Below are 16,806 nucleotides of genomic sequence, written 5' to 3'. Positions count from 1 at the left end.
TTTATAGTATGAATTTTTCCGTTTGACTACTCGTATTCTGCGCCGTCTAATTTGCGGCCGAGAATCTTGTATTTCATCTTGATTGCCTTCCGCAAAATGGGCCAGCCGATTTTATGGAATCCCTTTTCCAGCAGGGTGTCTCGGGTCTGGGTGATGATGTTCCCTGCGGGCTTGGGGAGCCATTCTTCCTTGAAATCGTTTGCGAGACCTGCTTCCTTGATAAGGGCTGCGTAGTCTGCCGAGAGGGCGTCGTAGGCCTTGTTTCGGATAAAGTGCATTCTTTCCTTGGCGTCGAATCGGTGCTGCAGGAGTTTGCGCTTTACAAAACCGCAACCTTGTGCGATCAGTTCCGGATAGGCGAACATGACAGGTCGTTCTGTGTAGAAAAGACTTTCCGTCTGAACTTCAGCTTCTAGGAATGCGCTGGAAAGCCCGATTTCAAGACGATGGACCACATCGTAGAAAGTTTCCTGTTCGGGAGTTTCCATGAGGTGCATATAGAAGGCCCCAAGTGCTTCCTGTTTTAGATAAAGGAAGAAAGACTGCAGGTGGGGAGTGACTTCGTTGTTCATGGTAAGAGAAACCGCGTCGGCAGTGCTGGTTTCGGCCCGCTTGATAAAATCGGCGAAACGGTTCTGGTAGTAGACGATAGAATCGTTTACCAGCAGGATTCGTTCGATACTGGTCAATGGGGCAAACTTGCCTTTGCCTTGTGCCAGATCCTTGAGAAAACGGTGCCACATGCCGAAGTCGAAGCCGTGGTTTTCTGTAAGGTAAAGCCTGATCCCGTTTTCTTCGAGGAACGTGTTTGTTTCTGCAGAAAGCGGACGGTTATTTGTCAGAAGGACCACGGTAAAGTCGGTTTCTGCCAAGTGCTTTAACGCAAAGCGGACGTAGCCGGGGAGGTCTTCCCCGACTTGGTACGAAGCGTATAGGACTAGCTTGGAACTTGTAGGCATGATTACCTGCGGCGGGTGCGGACCTTGCCTTTACGGGGCTTTTCGCTGCGGCTTCTGGGGGTAGCGCGAGTTTCCTTGGCGGCTGAACTGTGTCCGCGGTCGGCTCTGCCTCGGGCGGCACGTCCGGTGCGTTCGAAGCTGGGTGCGTCCATGTCGGAACCACGGCGGCCACGACGTCCTCGTCCGCGCATGCCTGCGGAAAGGAATGCCGGCATGCCGTCATCGCGATCGTCATCGTCGGGCTGACTCAGGTAGCCCATGGCTTCTGCGGCTTCGGCTCGGTCCATGCGTTCGTTGTAGTTGCGAGCGTCTTCTTCCACGTCGCGGCGGGTGCGGCGCTGCTTCTTGGGCTCGGGAGAGAGTTTCTCGATAATGGAGAAGTCCACCTGGCCGCGTAGCGGGTCCACGCGGAGCAACTGAGCCATCACCTTGTCGCCACGGCGGAAGGTGCGGCCACTGCGCTTGCCGAAGGCAAGACCCTGATCCGGATTGTATACGTAGAAGTCATCGCCGGCGATGTCGCGGTAGCGGCACAGACCTTCGGCGATGGGATCGTTAATGGAAAGGTAGATGCCCCATTCCTCGATGCCGTTGACGGTGGCCTCGAAGTTGTCGCCGATGCGGTCCTTCAGGAGCCAGGTAGAGCAGACCTTGATGGCCTGGCGTTCCACCTTCATGTTCTTGATTTCGTTGGCGGAAATCAAGTCGCATACGTCAATGACGCTTTCCTTGCGCTCTGCGGAAATTTCCTTGCCCTTGCGAGCCAGTTCGCGATGGCACCAGAGGTCGGCGTAACGGCGGATGGGGGAGGTAAAGTGAGAGTAGTCCTGCCAATTCAGGGCGAAGTGGCCGAAACTGTTGCTGTCGTAATGAGCCTTCTGCATACTACGCAGAATACGGTTCATCAAGGTCTCGTCGTCACCAGCCTTCTGCACCAGGTGTTCATAGAGCTTGAACGCGGTGGGATTCAGGTTGGTGTCGCCGCTGCGGGGTTTGCCCAGATCGCGAAGCATCACCGGAGCGCCCTGGAACAGGTTGGGGTACATATAGTACAGTTCCATGATGTCCTTGGTGTCGGGGGCTTCGTGAATACGGTAGATGCCCTGCAGACCGCGCTTCTTCAGTTCCTTGGCGCAGCAGTTGTTGGCAATCAACATACATTCTTCAACCCAGGAGTTGGAGATGTCTGTGGTGCGGGGGTAAATGTCAGTGGGTTCGCCGGCTTCGTTGAAGTGGCAGCCCAGTTCGGTACTCTTGAATTCCAGCAGGCCTTCCTTGGTACGGTTGGCTTTCAGCTTGGCGGTAACTTCGGCCAGGTCCTGCATATCCTTGTCACCTTCTTCCCACAGCTTCTTTGCTTGCTGGTAGGTGAGGGAGCGGGTAATGCGGACGATACTGCGATGGAAATCCCAGCTGAGAACATTGGCGTTCTTGTCCAGCATGATCATGCAGGTGTGGGCGCAGCGGTCCACATCTTCGTGGAGGGAACAGATGTCGCTGGAAAGTTCGTCGGGAATCATGGGGACTGCGGTCCAGGGCAGGTACTGGGTGTAGCTGCGTTCCATGGCTTCCTGGTCCAGGGCGCTGCCCTCGGGAACATAGTAGCTTACGTCAGCGATATGGACTCCCAGCTTGTAGCCGCCATCTTCTGTACGTTCGATAGAAATGGCGTCGTCATGGTCCATGGCGCCTTCGGGGTCGATACAGAGGATGGTGGTCTTGCGGTAATCCACGCGACCCTTGAAATCTTTTGCGGTAGGAGCCTTGATGGTCTTGATGTAATCCTGGATTTCCTTGCTGAAGCCCTTGGGAAGGTTAGACTCTTCCATGAACTTCTGGGTAATCTCGGACCAGGAAACGTTCAAGATTTCGGCGGAATGGTCCACCTTGGCTAAATAGCTGTGCTTCAGACGGGGGTGGGGGTACAGGGTAAAGCTGATGACTTCCCCTTCCTTACCCGGAGCCTGACGGCGGTGGCACATTTCGAACTGCTGTTCTGAATCCAGTTCGGTGACGATCCAGGATTCTTCGCCAGTCTGGTGCAGTACGCCTCGGCGGACGCGGGTGCTCTTATCGTCGGTGGTCTGGCGGCGGCTACGGGCTCCCGGACGGCGGTTGTCGCCATCGCTTGCTTCTGCCAGCTTTTTCAGGCGTTTTTCACGCTTTTCTTCCAAAGGTTCGCCGTCACCAATCTGGTATTCCTTGTGATTGGTACGCTTCAAGACGCCCTGGCTGACCAAATCGGCCAGAAGCTGCTTGAATTCCATTTTCTGTTTCTTGGGAAGGCCGAGGGAGGCGCGGAGTCTGCTCCCAACCATGGGTTCTTCTCGGAGAACGGCGACAATCTGCTCGACTGTCGGTAATTGCTGTGCCATGTTAATCCTCCTTTTATGCTTCGGCCTGGGCCGCTGCCATTTCCGCCTGCTTATAGGGCAATGCGGATTCAATCAAATCGTGTACTTCGTCGCGGAAGTCTGCCATAGGTTTATCGGCGTAATCTTCGTATTTGTAAACCGGATGGACGACAATCTTGACTTCACCGGGAACGAGCGAAAACTTCGTCTTGGACAGACGTTCGCCGGTTCCAATTAATGTAATTGGCAAAATTGCAAAATGTTCTTCTTTCGCCATGCGAAATATTCCATTTTGGAACTTCAGCATTCGGCCATCGGCACTACGGTGTCCTTCGGGGAACACGCTGATGGTGTAGCCCTTGGAAAGTCGGTCACTGACCAGCTTGCCCATGCCGGCATTTTTCTTGGGATCCTTGTGGTTTACTGGGATACAACCTACGTGGTTGAGGACCCATCCGAAAATGGGGATGTTCCAAAGTTCGCCCTTGGCGATAAAGGAGCTAATGATGATGCCCGGCCAGATAACGTTGATGTCCAGGAAACTCTGGTGGTTGGACACGATAACGAAATTGGTACCTTCGGGGATATTTTCTTTGCCGATCACGTTCAGCTTGATTCTAAAAATCTTGAACAGTACGTTAAAATAGGTGATACAGACACGGGTACATTCTTGCCATTGACCCAAAAGTCCACCACGGAAAAGCATGTAGGGGACGCCGATGATGATAAGGGAAACGGCGATGGTCAGGTAATAAAGTATTGCTCTAATAAAAGATACAAAAGCCATAATTGGAACCTTAATGTTGTGATGCGATGGGTCCTTGTTCTCTTGTAGACAATCTACATAAAAAAAGGGACCCCTGCGTCATCAAGGGTCCCGTACTAGATGTTTTTTAGCTTACTTCAACTTCCATTCCAAGGTTTGGCCGGCTGCCAGGGGAACCACTCCGTTGACGACCTGGGGAACAGTCCAGTTTTCCTTGACCACTTCGATTTGACTGGTGGTTCGGGGAAGTCCGTAGAAGTCTGCACCGAAGCCCGCGATGAAATTGGCTAGCTTGTCCAATGCACCTGCCCGGTCAAATTCCTGCACGAGAAGCGGGATGGCTACGGGGGCGCTATAGACGCCAGCGGCACCGCAGGGGCATTCCTTCTTACCCTGCTGATGGGGGGCGGAATCGGTGCCCAGGAAGAACTTGGGATTGCCGCTAAATGCGGCTTCGCGAATGGCGGCGCGGTCTTCGGGGCGCTTGGGCAGAGGTTTGCAGAAGTGGTGGGGACGCAGGGCGTCGCCAATCACATCGTCCAGAGTCATCATCAGGTGATGAACGGTAAAGGTGGCTGCCACATTGGCGGGCAGACGCTTTACGGCTTCTACGGCCTTTGCACTGGAAAGATGTTCAAAGACTATCTTCAGCTTGGGGAATTTTTCGGCCAGAGTTTCCACGCGCTTGATGAATGCGGGTTCGCGATCCAGGCAGAATTCGCCCGGTTCTTCACCATGGACGCAGAGAATAAGGCCCAGTTTTTCCATCATGGCCACTACGGGGAATACGGCTTCGAAATCACTGATTCCGTCGGCGCTGTTGGTGGTGACGCCTGCAGGATAGTACTTGCCTGCCACGACACCTTCTGCCATCATGTCCTTTAGATCCTGTTCGGTGTAGTTCGGATTCAGCTTGAAGGTCATGAGGGGCTGGAAATCCGGGCGGACACTCTTGGCGGCTTCAAGAATCTGCTGCTTGTATTCCTTGATGGATGCGGCAGATGTCATGGGGGGCATGGTGTTGGGCATGATGATGGCACGGCCGAATTGTGCAACAAGGTCGCGGACATAGCCGGGCATCAGTTCGCCCTGACGGAGATGGGCGTGAAAGTCATCGGGTAAAGGAAGGAACATAATAGTGAACAGTGAATAGTTGGGAGTGAATAGTGAAGAGTTATGAGCGATGAGTGATGAGTTATGTGCTAAAGTTAGGTGCCTTCGGCGCGATTATCTAGCTCATTGCTCTCGGCTCAAAACTCACCGATGAAAGGAGCCGTAGGCGACCGCCCTCGCGCCTCTTATCCGCTTGTTCTTAGGTCTCGGAACAGTTCCCTGGAGATTTCGCTGTTGGAGGTTCTCCAGTATTCAAAGGAGTTGGGTTCCGTAAGAACTTTGCGGTGCAAGAAGCAAATATTGCAATCCAATTCTTTAGAAATCAGCAAGTCATGGGTCACGATGATGATTGTTGTCTTAAACAGCATTCGCATGTTGTCGATCAGAGGCAACAGGTTTCGGCGATTGTAGTTGTCCAGACCTGCGGTAGGTTCATCCATCAAAAGGAGCTTCGGGTCCATGGCCCAGGATCTTGCGATGGCCACGCGCTTCTGCATACCCATAGAAAGCTGGTGCGGGTAAAGGTCTGCTTCTTCACGGACTCGCATCAAGTCCATGGCCATGTTGATCTTTTCGTCGATTTCGTCGGGTGAGCCCATCTTGTGGTATCGCAGGGGGAGGGCGATGTTATCTCGCACCTTCAGATTGGAAATGAGGGCTCCATTCTGAAAAACCAGTCCTACCTGACGTTTTGCCACTTCCAGTGCCGTTAGACGTTCCGGTGGGATGTATTGCGATGGGTCCTTGTTCTCTTGTAGACAATCTACATAAAAAAAGGGACCCCTGCGTCATCAAGGGTCCCGTACTAGATGTTTTTTAGCTTATTTCAACTTCCATTCCAAGGTTTGGCCGGCTGCCAGGGGAACCACTCCGTTGACGACCTGGGGAACAGTCCAGTTTTCCTTGACCACTTCGATTTGACTGGTGGTTCGGGGAAGTCCGTAGAAGTCTGCACCGAAGCCCGCGATGAAATTGGCTAGCTTGTCCAATGCACCTGCCCGGTCAAATTCCTGCACGAGAAGCGGGATGGCTACGGGGGCGCTATAGACGCCAGCGGCACCGCAGGGGCATTCCTTCTTACCCTGCTGATGGGGAGCGGAATCGGTGCCCAGGAAGAACTTGGGATTGCCGCTAAATGCGGCTTCGCGAATGGCGGCGCGGTCTTCGGGGCGCTTGGGCAGAGGTTTGCAGAAGTGGTGGGGACGCAGGGCGTCGCCAATCACATCGTCCAGAGTCATCATCAGGTGATGAACGGTAAAGGTGGCTGCCACATTGGCGGGCAGACGCTTTACGGCTTCTACGGCCTTTGCACTGGAAAGATGTTCAAAGACTATCTTCAGCTTGGGGAATTTTTCGGCCAGAGTTTCCACGCGCTTGATGAATGCGGGTTCGCGATCCAGGCAGAATTCGCCCGGTTCTTCACCATGGACGCAGAGAATAAGGCCCAGTTTTTCCATCATGGCCACTACGGGGAATACGGCTTCGAAATCACTGATTCCGTCGGCGCTGTTGGTGGTGACGCCTGCAGGATAGTACTTGCCTGCCACGACACCTTCTGCCATCATGTCCTTTAGATCCTGTTCGGTGTAGTTCGGATTCAGCTTGAAGGTCATGAGGGGCTGGAAATCCGGGCGGACACTCTTGGCGGCTTCAAGAATCTGCTGCTTGTATTCCTTGATGGATGCGGCAGATGTCATGGGGGGCATGGTGTTGGGCATGATGATGGCACGGCCGAATTGTGCAACAAGGTCGCGGACATAGCCGGGCATCAGTTCGCCCTGACGGAGATGGGCGTGAAAGTCATCGGGTAAAGGAAGGAACATAATAGTGAACAGTGAATAGTTGGGAGTGAATAGTGAAGAGTTATGAGCGATGAGTGATGAGTTATGTGCTAAAGTTAGGTGCCTTCGGCGCGATTATCTAGCTCATTGCTCTCGGCTCAAAACTCACCGATGAAAGGAGCCGTAGGCGACCGCCCTCGCGCCTCTTATCCGCTTGTTCTTAGGTCTCGGAACAGTTCCCTGGAGATTTCGCTGTTGGAGGTTCTCCAGTATTCAAAGGAGTTGGGTTCCGTAAGAACTTTGCGGTGCAAGAAGCAAATATTGCAATCCAATTCTTTAGAAATCAGCAAGTCATGGGTCACGATGATGATTGTTGTCTTAAACAGCATTCGCATGTTGTCGATCAGAGGCAACAGGTTTCGGCGATTGTAGTTGTCCAGACCTGCGGTAGGTTCATCCATCAAAAGGAGCTTCGGGTCCATGGCCCAGGATCTTGCGATGGCCACGCGCTTCTGCATACCCATAGAAAGCTGGTGCGGGTAAAGGTCTGCTTCTTCACGGACTCGCATCAAGTCCATGGCCATGTTGATCTTTTCGTCGATTTCGTCGGGTGAGCCCATCTTGTGGTATCGCAGGGGGAGGGCGATGTTATCTCGCACCTTCAGATTGGAAATGAGGGCTCCATTCTGAAAAACCAGTCCTACCTGACGTTTTGCCACTTCCAGTGCCGTTAGACGTTCCGGTGGGATGTATTCACCAAAATAATATAGGTTCCCCTTGGTGGGGCGCACCAACCCTGCAATGATTCGCAGAATGGCACTTTTTCCCTGACCGGATCCACCACCGATACAAATAGTGTCGCCACGGGTCACGGTAAGATTCGCTCCGGTCACTAACTCTTTCTGGGGGTCGTCTTCAACTTTCTTGAAGAATCCCAAGGCTCGGGGCTTTGAGAAAATCGTTCCTGCCAGATCGTTGTAGGACAGGTGAATATCTTCCATTCTTAAAGCTTCGTCAATCATTAGATAATCGAGTTGATGTTGTTCATGTAGTCGACGAAATAGAATATAGAAAGCACTACGTCTGCGCACACAATATACAGGAAGGACTTGATAACGGATCGGGAGGTGGCCTTGGGGACCTGGCGGATGTCTCGCGGAATATTCAGTGCCTGGTAACAGGCGTTGGTTGTAATGATTGCCCCGAAAACGAGAGGCTTGATTATGATATAGACGAAATCTGTAAGGGTCAGTGCGCTCAGGATTTCAGTGGTCAGATAATCCCAGGTCAGCTGGATGTTGATGATATTTCCGGTGAGGGCGATCATGGCCTTGGTTACGAGGAACCCTGCACAGATGGCGCTTGCACTGAAGATGATGTTCATGAAAAACAGGGCGATGCATCCACCAAAAAGGCCCGGCATAACAAGGAATCGAATCGGGTCCACACCCATGGTGGCCAGCGCATCAACTTCCGAATTAATGACCATGCTTCCGATGTATGTGGTCAGCGAGGATCCACTTCGGCCAGCGATAAGGAATGCCGTAAGAATGGGCCCTAATTCTCGGATGATTACAATAACAATCAGACTTCCAACCACATCGGAGAAACCCATCCTGCCCATGAGGGAGATTACTTCGATGATGACGACTGTACCGAACAAGGTGGCCACGACGAACAATACCGGAAAAATTTCTACGCCGGTAAAGAACGTCTGGGTGATGATATTCTTGGTGTCTGTCTTGAAATTACGGTTGCGAGAGAAAAGACTGGTGATGGCGTTCCAGAAAAGAGCGCACTGCTGCCCAAAGGTACGATGCAGCAAGAACATTCCCAGGTAGTGGAATATCTTTGCCGGGGGGCTGAGCTTCTGCCAGTTTTTTGATCTCTTTGTTCTCACTAGACCTTTTCGCCTTGGTTCATTGCTTCAAGAATTTCAGTCCAGAGCTGGTCAAGACCGAATTTTTTTAGGGAGCTCACGCAAAGAGGGTTAGATTCAAGACCGAACTTTTCCTTGATGGAACGAAGTCCCTTGGCAAGTTCAGACTGATTGACCTTATCGCGCTTGCTGGCAACGATCAGCACGGGGCATCCTGCGGCGCGGATATTTTCCACGGCGTCGATGTCTACGTCATGTCCGCCGTGGCGGATGTCTACCAGATAGACCAGACCCTTCAAGTCCTTGCATTTTGCGATGTAGTCTCGAATGGCGGTGGACATCTGCTCGCTTTTGGACGAACTGACCTTTGCGTAGCCTACACCTGGTAAATCTACTAGAAAAAACTTGTTGTTGACTTTGAAGAAATTGATTTCGCGGGTTTTTCCGGGGGTAGAACTGACCTTGACCAGTCCGTTCTTGCCCATAAGTGCATTCATAAGGGAAGATTTTCCCACATTGGATCGTCCAAGAAATGCGATTTGAGGGAGGCGTTCCTCGGGAAGCCCTTTCATGTTTACGGCTGCCGTTACAAAGACTGCCGAGGTGACGGTGAAGCCGCCCACTTCAACGGGGGCTTGGTGCTTTACGGGTGCGCTCATAGGCTTACTCTTCCTTCGAAGGCTCTTAACATGGTGACTTCGTCTACAAATTCAAGATCGCTGCCCATGGGGATGCCGCGGGCCAGGCGGGTACGCTTAACGTTGACTCCGTTGAGCATGCGGTCGATCATGAGGGCGGTGCTGTCAGCTTCGGGGCTGGAACCTAATGCCAGGACCAGTTCTTCGATCCCTTCGGTCTTGATGCGGTTGACCAGTTGGTTTAAGTGGAGTGCCTCGGGACCGATACCGTCTAACGGAGAAATGACTCCCCCCAGTACAAAATAAAGTCCGCGGAAAATGCCTGACTTTTCAAAGGGGATGATGTCTGAACTTTTTTCTACGACGCAGATGGACTTTGCTCCTGCCCTGGCCTTGCAGGTGGGGCAGAGGTCTTCGTCGGTAAAGGCGTAGCAGTTGGGGCAATGATGAACTTTGGTAATGGCGTTCACCAGGTTCTCGGCGAAGCGTTCCACGTCGGATTGCTTGCGGGTGAGAATGTGATAGGCCAGGCGTCGGGCTGTCTTTTGCCCGATGCCGGGGAGACCTGAAAATTCCCCGATGAGAGCTTCAAGACTTTGTGGTTCTACCATCATAGGCTATTTTCCGGTCTGGCGTATAACATGAGCAGCAACCATTCCTGAATGTGGCGCATACCAACCCAGACGACTGCATCTTTTATGTTGTCTATATGGTCGTGGGCCTGGCTGTCGGAATTGACGAACTTTAGAAGGTTTGCGGCAATTTCCGGATGTTTGTCCAAGTTGCTGCAGAGTTCTTCTAGAGTGGGGCGGATCCGCAATAGCTGGAGCAACTGCAAAATGGCTGTAGATGTGGCGTCAATTTTTTGACCGGTGACCATTTCGGGTCGGGCGAAATAGAACCCTTGAAAATAATCGTAACCGGCTTCTACGCAACGCTTGAAGGTTTCTTCGTCTTCGACTTTTTCGGCTAGGAGCTTGATGTTCCTTGCCTTGAAGAAGGCGGCGGCCTTGCTCATGCTGTCTAGGCTGTTTTCTACAACGTCCATCTTGATGTAGCTGACGTAGGGGAACAGCGGGGCGAAGCGGTTGATGAAGTTCTCTTCGAAGATAAAGTCGTCCAGGGCGATTTCGAAACCCATGGACTTATACTCCTCGATGGCTTCGATGACGCGATCGTCCACTTCTACACTTTCGAGAACTTCCAGAACGAAATATTTAGGATTCAGCAGGCCGAATAAATTGTCCAGCAGCATGTTCCGGCTGCAGTTGACAAAAGCCTTGCTGCTGCCGACCAGACGCTGGATGCCGATGTTGTTCAGTACGTTCTCCAACACCTGTGCGGTTGCCAGCAAGTCGCTGGAAATAACAGCCGTACTGCTGTTCGGAGAATCTCTGAACAGCAACTCATAGGCGCACACCTTGCCATCGCGGTCAAGGATCGGCTGACGGGCTAAATAAGCGAGTGATTCCATGAGGTAGTGGCTAGTGGTTGGTGGTTAGTGGTTAGTGGTTAGTGGTTGGCGGTTAGTGATGTTGGAAACGTTTTTTACCTGCATATCCTGTTTACTAACCACTGCTTACTAATCACTATTTTAAGGTCCTGTTTACTAACCACTAATCACTGTCTACTGAATTTAACGCGAAGCGTTAAATTCGGGCGGACTTGATACCGAAGAGCAGGATGCTGCGTGCGCCTGCGTCCCAGAGCTTGTCCATGATGGCGTTGGCATCTTCCTGGGGCACCATGGCCTTTACGGAGTACCAGTCACGACCGTGGAGCTTGGCAACGGTAGGAGCATCGAGACCCGGGGTCAGGGCTACAGCCTTGTCGAGAACGTCTGCGGGGCAGTCGTATTCGATCATCATGTAGGACTGTGCGACCAGCTTACCCTGGATGCGGCGGATCAGGGTGTTCACTTCTTCCAGGTCGGTCTTCTGGGGGTTGCAGTAGAGGGCTGCGTTGGAGCGGAACAGCGGTTCGCCGATAATACGGAGGCCTGCCTGCTTCAAGGTGGTACCGGTTTCCACAACGTCTACGATAGCGTCGGCCACGCCAAGGCTAACGGAGATTTCCACAGCGCCTTCCAGAACCACAAAGTTCATGGGCTTCTTGTAGTAGCCTTCAACAATGTTGGGGAAGGAGGTGGCGATGGTGGAATCCTTCAGTTCGTCGAGAGTCTGGATGGGGCTTTCGTTAGGAACGGCGGCGCACATCTTGGAAGCGCCATAGGGCAGGTCCAGAACCTTGACAGCCGGGCTCTTGGCTTCTGCGTTGAAGTCGATGCCGGTGATTCCTGCGTCGATGATGCCGCGACCCACATACATGGGGATGTCGCTAGGGCGCAGGAAGAAAAATTCGATACCGTTCTTGGTGTCGATCTGGGTCAAAGTCTTGTAGGGCTTGGATGCCTTGTAACCGCAGGCCTTCAGAAGTTCCTGGGTGGGTTCAAAGAGCATGCCCTTGTTCGGGAGAGCTACCTTAATCATAGTTTAGCGTACACTTCTTCGAGGGTGAGACCTTTTTCTGCCATCATGCAGGCCACATAGTACAGAACCTGGGAAAGTTCCAGGCACTGGTCGTCGCGGGTTTCGTAACGGGCGGCCATCCAGCTTTCGCCGGCTTCTTCCACCAGCTTCTTGCCGATACCGTGAGCACCCTTCTTGAAGAGTTCAGTGGTGCTCTTGCCTTCGGGCATGGTTCTCTTGCGCTCGCAAACCAGCGCGTAGATTTCTTCAAACGTCATGATTGACCTCTTTTTGATATTTCTTTACGAGGTACAAGATAGAAAATTCAAAAAAGCCCACTTATGCATTTTGAATGTTCAATAAGGTTTAACGTCCTATTTTGCGGAACATCTATTTTATATTTGGAAATATGAAGTCTTTCGTGAAAGTTCTTGTTGCTGTGGCTCTTGTATTGGTGTTGGGAGTGTCACTTTACCAGTTTATCAGTTCTCGTGAAAAGGGGATTGCCCCGCAAAAATTGAGTTTCCCTGAAGCCCTTGAAAAAGCGGACCGAATGGAAGTGACTGCGGCGGGCCTTGGTAAAATTGAACGTAGCAAGATAATAGATGGTCGGTTGTACCAGAACTTTGTACAGATACTCCGTGTCGGTCTTCTTTATGAACATCCGCAGGATACTCTCGAATCTGACTGTAAAGAGGGTGCCTATATTACTTTGTATCGCGGTGCGGATTCCCTGGACAGATTCCGTTTTACCACTGCGTTTAACCGAGAAGGTTCGGTGGGATACTGGAGTACTCCCAGATTGCATAAGATCAATAAATTCCTGAAGGATGTGGGCGTTCCCTTTAGAGGTTGCAAAATCGAATCTGACGTGGTTACTGAAAAATCTGAAAAGACCGAAGTAATGACTGTTCCCAAATTCAAGAAAAGACATGGGAAACGGGATGCTGATTCTTCTGAGATCCAGTATGAAGTAGACAGAGACGGTAACGTGTTTGAGTTGGGCGATTCTGTAAAAAAACAGGTTGCCGTAACGATGGAACTTTTGAACGAACTGATTTTCCCGGCCGATACGGCTCTTGGAACACCGCTTAGTGAACTTGTACGAGACTGCAACCGGGCCGAAGTGATTTTTAACTGCAATGAGGATTGTAAGAAAGAGGTTCGCGTAGCTTCTAAGAAGGTGGTGCTTGATTCTGTGCAGCTGGCGGAATTCAAAAAAATGTTGCTGAACCCCACGTTTGAAACTTTTGCTGGTTCTACTGTGTCTCGTGCCGAAACGGTTATTACTTTGTATAAAGATTCCGCCGAAGTTCTAGAACTTTGGACTATTGGCTCAGGCTTCGGAAATATTGACAAGCATCAGCGGGACAAGGATTTTGATAGAGGTGGCGCCTGGTATAAGAAAGAGCCCAAGGATTTGGATGCCTTCTTCGCCCCAATCAAGGCTGCCGCATTTGAATAGACATCCCGTTATTTCTATATTTGCCACCGATTTTTTTTAAGGTGGAAGAAAATGAACAAGTTTGCAAAGAGTATTTGTGCTTTGTCCGCTGTGGCCGTGACGGGTGCCGCACTGATGGCATGTGCCGGCGGTTTCAAGGTCAAGGATCCGGAGTCCTTCAAGAATAAGTCCGGCGTGATTGGCGTGTTTCGCCAGGCCGCTTTTTATTGCAGCGATGTGAATCCCCAATACATGACTTTGGGCGACAAGCGAATCCTGGTAAAATCCGGTTGGAGCAGCGAACAGGACAACCTGTTTGTGAACGAAATGAATCCCGGCGTTGCAACTCTTTATTCCTACGAATATACTTGCGGTGAAAACGATAACAAGCTGGTTCTGGATACTGCCGATAATGGCAAGCGTCCGTTCCCTATTGCCGTAAAGATTCCGGATGACGGCTTCTGCAAGATTGTGATTTCCTTCCTGGAAAATGACAATCTGTTCTCTCACAATGACGCCCTGTTGCAGGAACAGTTTGAGAAGGAGAAGGTGGCCCTGAATCCGGATAATGTTCCTTACTGCGATATTATCGATACCAAGGGTAACGTGGTCTCCTTCGTCAATCGCGATTCTTTGATTGATGCCCAATATGAAGCAGCACTGAAGAGCGCTCCCAAGTTGACTAGCGATGACATTCAGCCCCTGGTGAACCTGGACCAGAATTCCAGCGTCGCTACCTTGAGCGGCGACAACACTCAGGTGATGTTGGTGACCTGGCACAATGATCCGGACCAGTTCAAGGATGGTCAGATCATGACCTTGAAGAAGGACTTCGTGTGGGCCTTTACCGACAAGGAATTCATGAAGTGGTTCAACGAAAATAAGGATGGCGTGAACAACTGGACTTTGCGCCTGAAGCAGCTCCTGGGCAAGGCTCCTGACTTTGACGGAACTTACTTTACCGTATTCTGGGTCCCCGTGAAGGATGTGTTCCGTCCGGCATTTGTTCCCGATCCCACCAATGACGTGATGAACGTGGCGTTCCCCAGCTCTTTCGAAGAAGACCGTAGCGAAAGCGCCATGTGGTTCAAGAAGTGGTTCGACAAGACTCGCTCTCAGGCCTATGGGCGCGAAGGCGGTTTCCCCTGGACACGTCTGGGCTATACATACGACTGGGGTCGTACCGATGGCGGCAAGTATGGCCTTACCGAATTCATTGTTAGGGAAGGTGCCGAAATCGAAGTGAAGTTTACACGTGGAACCAAGGGTTTCCTGGCCTGGACTAGGGACCGTAAATAATAGGGTTCTGCAGGTCTAGTACCGCTAACTTTTAAAAAGAGCGGGTTCACCATTTGAGTGAACCCGCTTTTCTATTTGAACTCAATTTGGGAATTCTATTTGCGGACTAGAGTTCGCCAGAGTTGCTGGCCTGCTTCCTTGAATTTTCGCTCGAATGCCGTTTCCGGATTTTCGGGATTGAAGGATTCGCAAACGACAGTGGCTGAAGTGTTCACGATGCGGGCTGCTTCTGCAAATTCCTGTGCATAGATGTCCCAGTTGGTACGAAGTTCCGTAACGGGACTCAGGGACAGCAGCGTAGGAAAGATGGGGTGCAGATGGAATCGTCTGCCGGCTTCGCTTTCCTTGGGCCAGGGGTTGGGGTAGAACACTGCGTGATGTTCGATGATCCAGTTGCCTGCAAGAACTTCTTCCTGGGCTAGACGCCAGAAATCCAGAAGTTCGGCTCGGATCCAGAAAGCGTTGGCGGGCTGGTCTGTGCCTGCGGCCTGTTGCTGGTGCTCGTTACCGGCCTTGTTCAGGCGAACTGCAGACTTGTCCACTCCGATGACAGGAATGCCTGGAAAACGTCGGGCCAGATGTAGCGTGCTTTCACCTGCGCCACAGCCCGAATCCAGAACGATGCGGAACCCTTCGGCGTTGCCAGAGACCTTGTTCCCATTCTTCTCGTAAAAAGATTTGACGTAGTCCTTTGCGACCCCAAAAGCCTCGCGGGTATGGTCGGCTATAGGACGCAAAAAACGGGTCGCAATATACTTGCGAACCGTTTCGTCTAGATTTTTGTAAAGACCGTCTTGATTAGATGTTACCGCATGAACTGCGTTGTCTGTCATTACTTTTCCCAAATGCTCTGTCTGTCGCCACCAATCAGTTTGACATCATCCATCCAGAAGTCAACCGTATTAGTGAACTGCCAGGTCAAGATGGTGACGCAGCTGAGGCTACCCTTGGTTTCGTCGACGATGTCGGCGGTCGCCACGGTAACAGTTTCCCACTCGTCAGAAAGTTCCTTAAATCCGTAGGACTTGTTTTCGACGGTGATGGAACCGTTTCCGTCGGTAGGCTTCTTGTGTGCTTCGTCTTCGATGATGAAGTAATAGCTGCCAGTACCTCTAACCTTAAAGCTAATGGAATCGACGGAAGAAAGGTCGTAACAGATAGACTTGTCGTTACTGCCGATGCCGACGCCCACATTAGCCCAGGGGTAGACCAGCAGGGCGCCCTTGTCGTCGGTGTTCGTGTCGCGCAAGGTGTCGAAATTGAAGGTGACGTGCAACAGACGCTGTTCACCGTCGTCGTACATCTTCAGGTATTCGCTGGTATCGCCTTTTGCAACGACAATCTCGGTACCTGCATCGATGATGACATTGGAATGATGAGACTGGAACCACCAGCCGCCATCACTGGGACCAAAATACTTGGGACCAAAACGATGCTGGTTGTTGCCGTCTTCGAAGTCGTCCAAAAGCAAGGCTTGGCGTTCGTTGGCAAAAGTGCTAGTGGAGGATTCCTTACCTGCATCAATCTTCAGGTATGTGCTAGTGGTATCCTTTGCCTTTTCGTTGGGAATGTACACCAGGTCGAAATGACCGGCGGGCAGGGAATCCAGAACGAATTCGCCGTTGACAACTTTTGCGGAATGGTCGAGGCCGCGAACCTTGATGGTTCCTTCATCGATGTAACCCAGGAAACCGTTGATGGTTGCCATATCGGCCAGGTTCACTGTTCCAAGATCTACTCCGGCGTCAGAAACCTTGACCTTTGTCTGGATGGCCTTGCCCTCGAGGGAGGCTTCCAGAATGTAGCTGCCGCTGGCAACGCCTTCAACAACTACCTGACCGTTCTTATCGGTTTCGGCGGTGTAGGCATCCTTGGAACCTTCGAGGCTTGCGCTTTCTACAAGCTTAACCTTGGCTCTTGCGGCAGGAGTCTTGTCGGCTGTTAAAATCTGTGCGGTAATGGCGTTTCCGGCTTCGGTGCCAGAGGGGCCGCCGCCTGCAACCTTGTCGTCAGAACATGCAGAAAGACCGAGGCCAAAGCCAAGGACTGCTGTAACTGCCAATGTTCTATAGGACTTGCTCATACCCAAAAAATAAAAATTTTTT

At 51.6% G+C, this 16,806-nt stretch carries 17 protein-coding genes; 2 read left to right on the top strand and 15 right to left on the bottom strand.

Annotated features, from left to right (window positions below):
• Positions 1 to 26: 26 nt before the first annotated feature.
• The 13 genes from BUB38_RS04730 to hisE form a co-directional block, all read right to left on the bottom strand.
• Positions 27 to 959, bottom strand: coding sequence for a rhamnan synthesis F family protein (locus BUB38_RS04730; protein ID WP_073157752.1), 933 nt, complete (start codon positions 957 to 959; stop codon positions 27 to 29).
• A gap of 2 nt (positions 960 to 961) precedes the next feature.
• Positions 962 to 3,334 carry a ribonuclease R family protein gene (locus BUB38_RS04725; protein ID WP_083538299.1) on the bottom strand — a complete coding sequence of 791 codons (2,373 nt, stop codon included), beginning with the start codon at positions 3,332 to 3,334 and terminating at the stop codon, positions 962 to 964.
• A 13-nt stretch (positions 3,335 to 3,347) separates the two neighbouring features.
• Complete coding sequence (locus BUB38_RS04720) at positions 3,348 to 4,100, bottom strand: lysophospholipid acyltransferase family protein (protein ID WP_073157749.1); 753 nt, start codon at positions 4,098 to 4,100, stop codon at positions 3,348 to 3,350.
• Positions 4,101 to 4,211: 111 nt separating this feature from the next.
• The gene (gene pyrC, locus BUB38_RS04715) at positions 4,212 to 5,213 is read right to left on the bottom strand and encodes a dihydroorotase (protein WP_073157746.1); all 1,002 of its coding nucleotides are present in this window, start codon (positions 5,211 to 5,213) and stop codon (positions 4,212 to 4,214) included.
• A gap of 164 nt (positions 5,214 to 5,377) precedes the next feature.
• Positions 5,378 to 5,890: an ATP-binding cassette domain-containing protein gene (locus tag BUB38_RS04710; RefSeq protein WP_254794877.1), complete on the bottom strand. Its 513-nt coding sequence runs from the start codon at positions 5,888 to 5,890 to the stop codon at positions 5,378 to 5,380.
• Between the two features lie 123 nt (positions 5,891 to 6,013).
• The gene (gene pyrC, locus BUB38_RS04705; protein WP_073157746.1) at positions 6,014 to 7,015 is read right to left on the bottom strand and encodes a dihydroorotase; all 1,002 of its coding nucleotides are present in this window, start codon (positions 7,013 to 7,015) and stop codon (positions 6,014 to 6,016) included.
• Between the two features lie 164 nt (positions 7,016 to 7,179).
• Complete coding sequence (locus tag BUB38_RS04700) at positions 7,180 to 7,995, bottom strand: ABC transporter ATP-binding protein (RefSeq protein ID WP_083538298.1); 816 nt, start codon at positions 7,993 to 7,995, stop codon at positions 7,180 to 7,182.
• Positions 7,995 to 8,873, bottom strand: coding sequence for an MlaE family ABC transporter permease (locus BUB38_RS04695; RefSeq protein ID WP_073157744.1), 879 nt, complete (start codon positions 8,871 to 8,873; stop codon positions 7,995 to 7,997). Before BUB38_RS04695 ends, BUB38_RS04700 begins: the two co-directional genes overlap by 1 nt.
• Positions 8,873 to 9,511, bottom strand: a complete 639-nt coding sequence (yihA, locus tag BUB38_RS04690) for a ribosome biogenesis GTP-binding protein YihA/YsxC (protein ID WP_073157742.1) — start codon at positions 9,509 to 9,511, stop codon at positions 8,873 to 8,875. Before yihA ends, BUB38_RS04695 begins: the two co-directional genes overlap by 1 nt.
• Positions 9,508 to 10,104, bottom strand: coding sequence for a recombination mediator RecR (gene recR, locus BUB38_RS04685; RefSeq protein WP_083538296.1), 597 nt, complete (start codon positions 10,102 to 10,104; stop codon positions 9,508 to 9,510). The genes yihA and recR overlap by 4 nt, the downstream gene beginning before the upstream one ends.
• The gene (locus tag BUB38_RS04680; RefSeq protein WP_073157739.1) at positions 10,101 to 10,964 is read right to left on the bottom strand and encodes an EAL and HDOD domain-containing protein; all 864 of its coding nucleotides are present in this window, start codon (positions 10,962 to 10,964) and stop codon (positions 10,101 to 10,103) included. Before BUB38_RS04680 ends, recR begins: the two co-directional genes overlap by 4 nt.
• Before the next feature lie 175 nt (positions 10,965 to 11,139).
• Entirely contained in the window at positions 11,140 to 11,979 is an 840-nt protein-coding gene (hisG, locus tag BUB38_RS04675; protein ID WP_073157736.1) for an ATP phosphoribosyltransferase, read from the bottom strand.
• On the bottom strand, positions 11,976 to 12,236 hold the full coding sequence (gene hisE / locus BUB38_RS04670) for a phosphoribosyl-ATP diphosphatase (RefSeq protein ID WP_073157733.1): 261 nt from the start codon (positions 12,234 to 12,236) through the stop codon (positions 11,976 to 11,978). The genes hisG and hisE overlap by 4 nt, the downstream gene beginning before the upstream one ends.
• A gap of 131 nt (positions 12,237 to 12,367) precedes the next feature.
• Here hisE and BUB38_RS04665 point away from each other — a divergent pair, with 131 nt between their 5' ends.
• Together BUB38_RS04665 and BUB38_RS04660 are read left to right on the top strand one after the other, a co-directional pair.
• Positions 12,368 to 13,423, top strand: a complete 1,056-nt coding sequence (locus BUB38_RS04665) for a hypothetical protein (protein WP_073157730.1) — start codon at positions 12,368 to 12,370, stop codon at positions 13,421 to 13,423.
• A 51-nt stretch (positions 13,424 to 13,474) separates the two neighbouring features.
• Entirely contained in the window at positions 13,475 to 14,701 is a 1,227-nt protein-coding gene (locus BUB38_RS04660) for a hypothetical protein (protein WP_073157727.1), read from the top strand.
• Between the two features lie 95 nt (positions 14,702 to 14,796).
• Here BUB38_RS04660 and BUB38_RS04655 read toward each other — a convergent pair whose 3' ends face one another.
• Positions 14,797 to 15,534 (bottom strand): tRNA (guanine(46)-N(7))-methyltransferase TrmB, encoded by a 738-nt coding sequence (locus BUB38_RS04655; protein WP_073157724.1) that lies wholly within the window; start codon positions 15,532 to 15,534, stop codon positions 14,797 to 14,799.
• A complete protein-coding gene (locus BUB38_RS04650; protein ID WP_139258236.1) occupies positions 15,534 to 16,784 on the bottom strand; it encodes a carboxypeptidase-like regulatory domain-containing protein in 1,251 nt (416 codons plus the stop codon). Before BUB38_RS04650 ends, BUB38_RS04655 begins: the two co-directional genes overlap by 1 nt.
• Positions 16,785 to 16,806 lie beyond the last annotated feature (22 nt).

The sequence above is a fragment of the Fibrobacter sp. UWH5 genome, from assembly GCF_900142505.1.
GTDB lineage: Bacteria > Fibrobacterota > Fibrobacteria > Fibrobacterales > Fibrobacteraceae > Fibrobacter.
The sequence above is the reverse complement of the archived record's forward strand: the minus strand, read 5'-3'. Positions and strand labels throughout refer to the sequence as shown.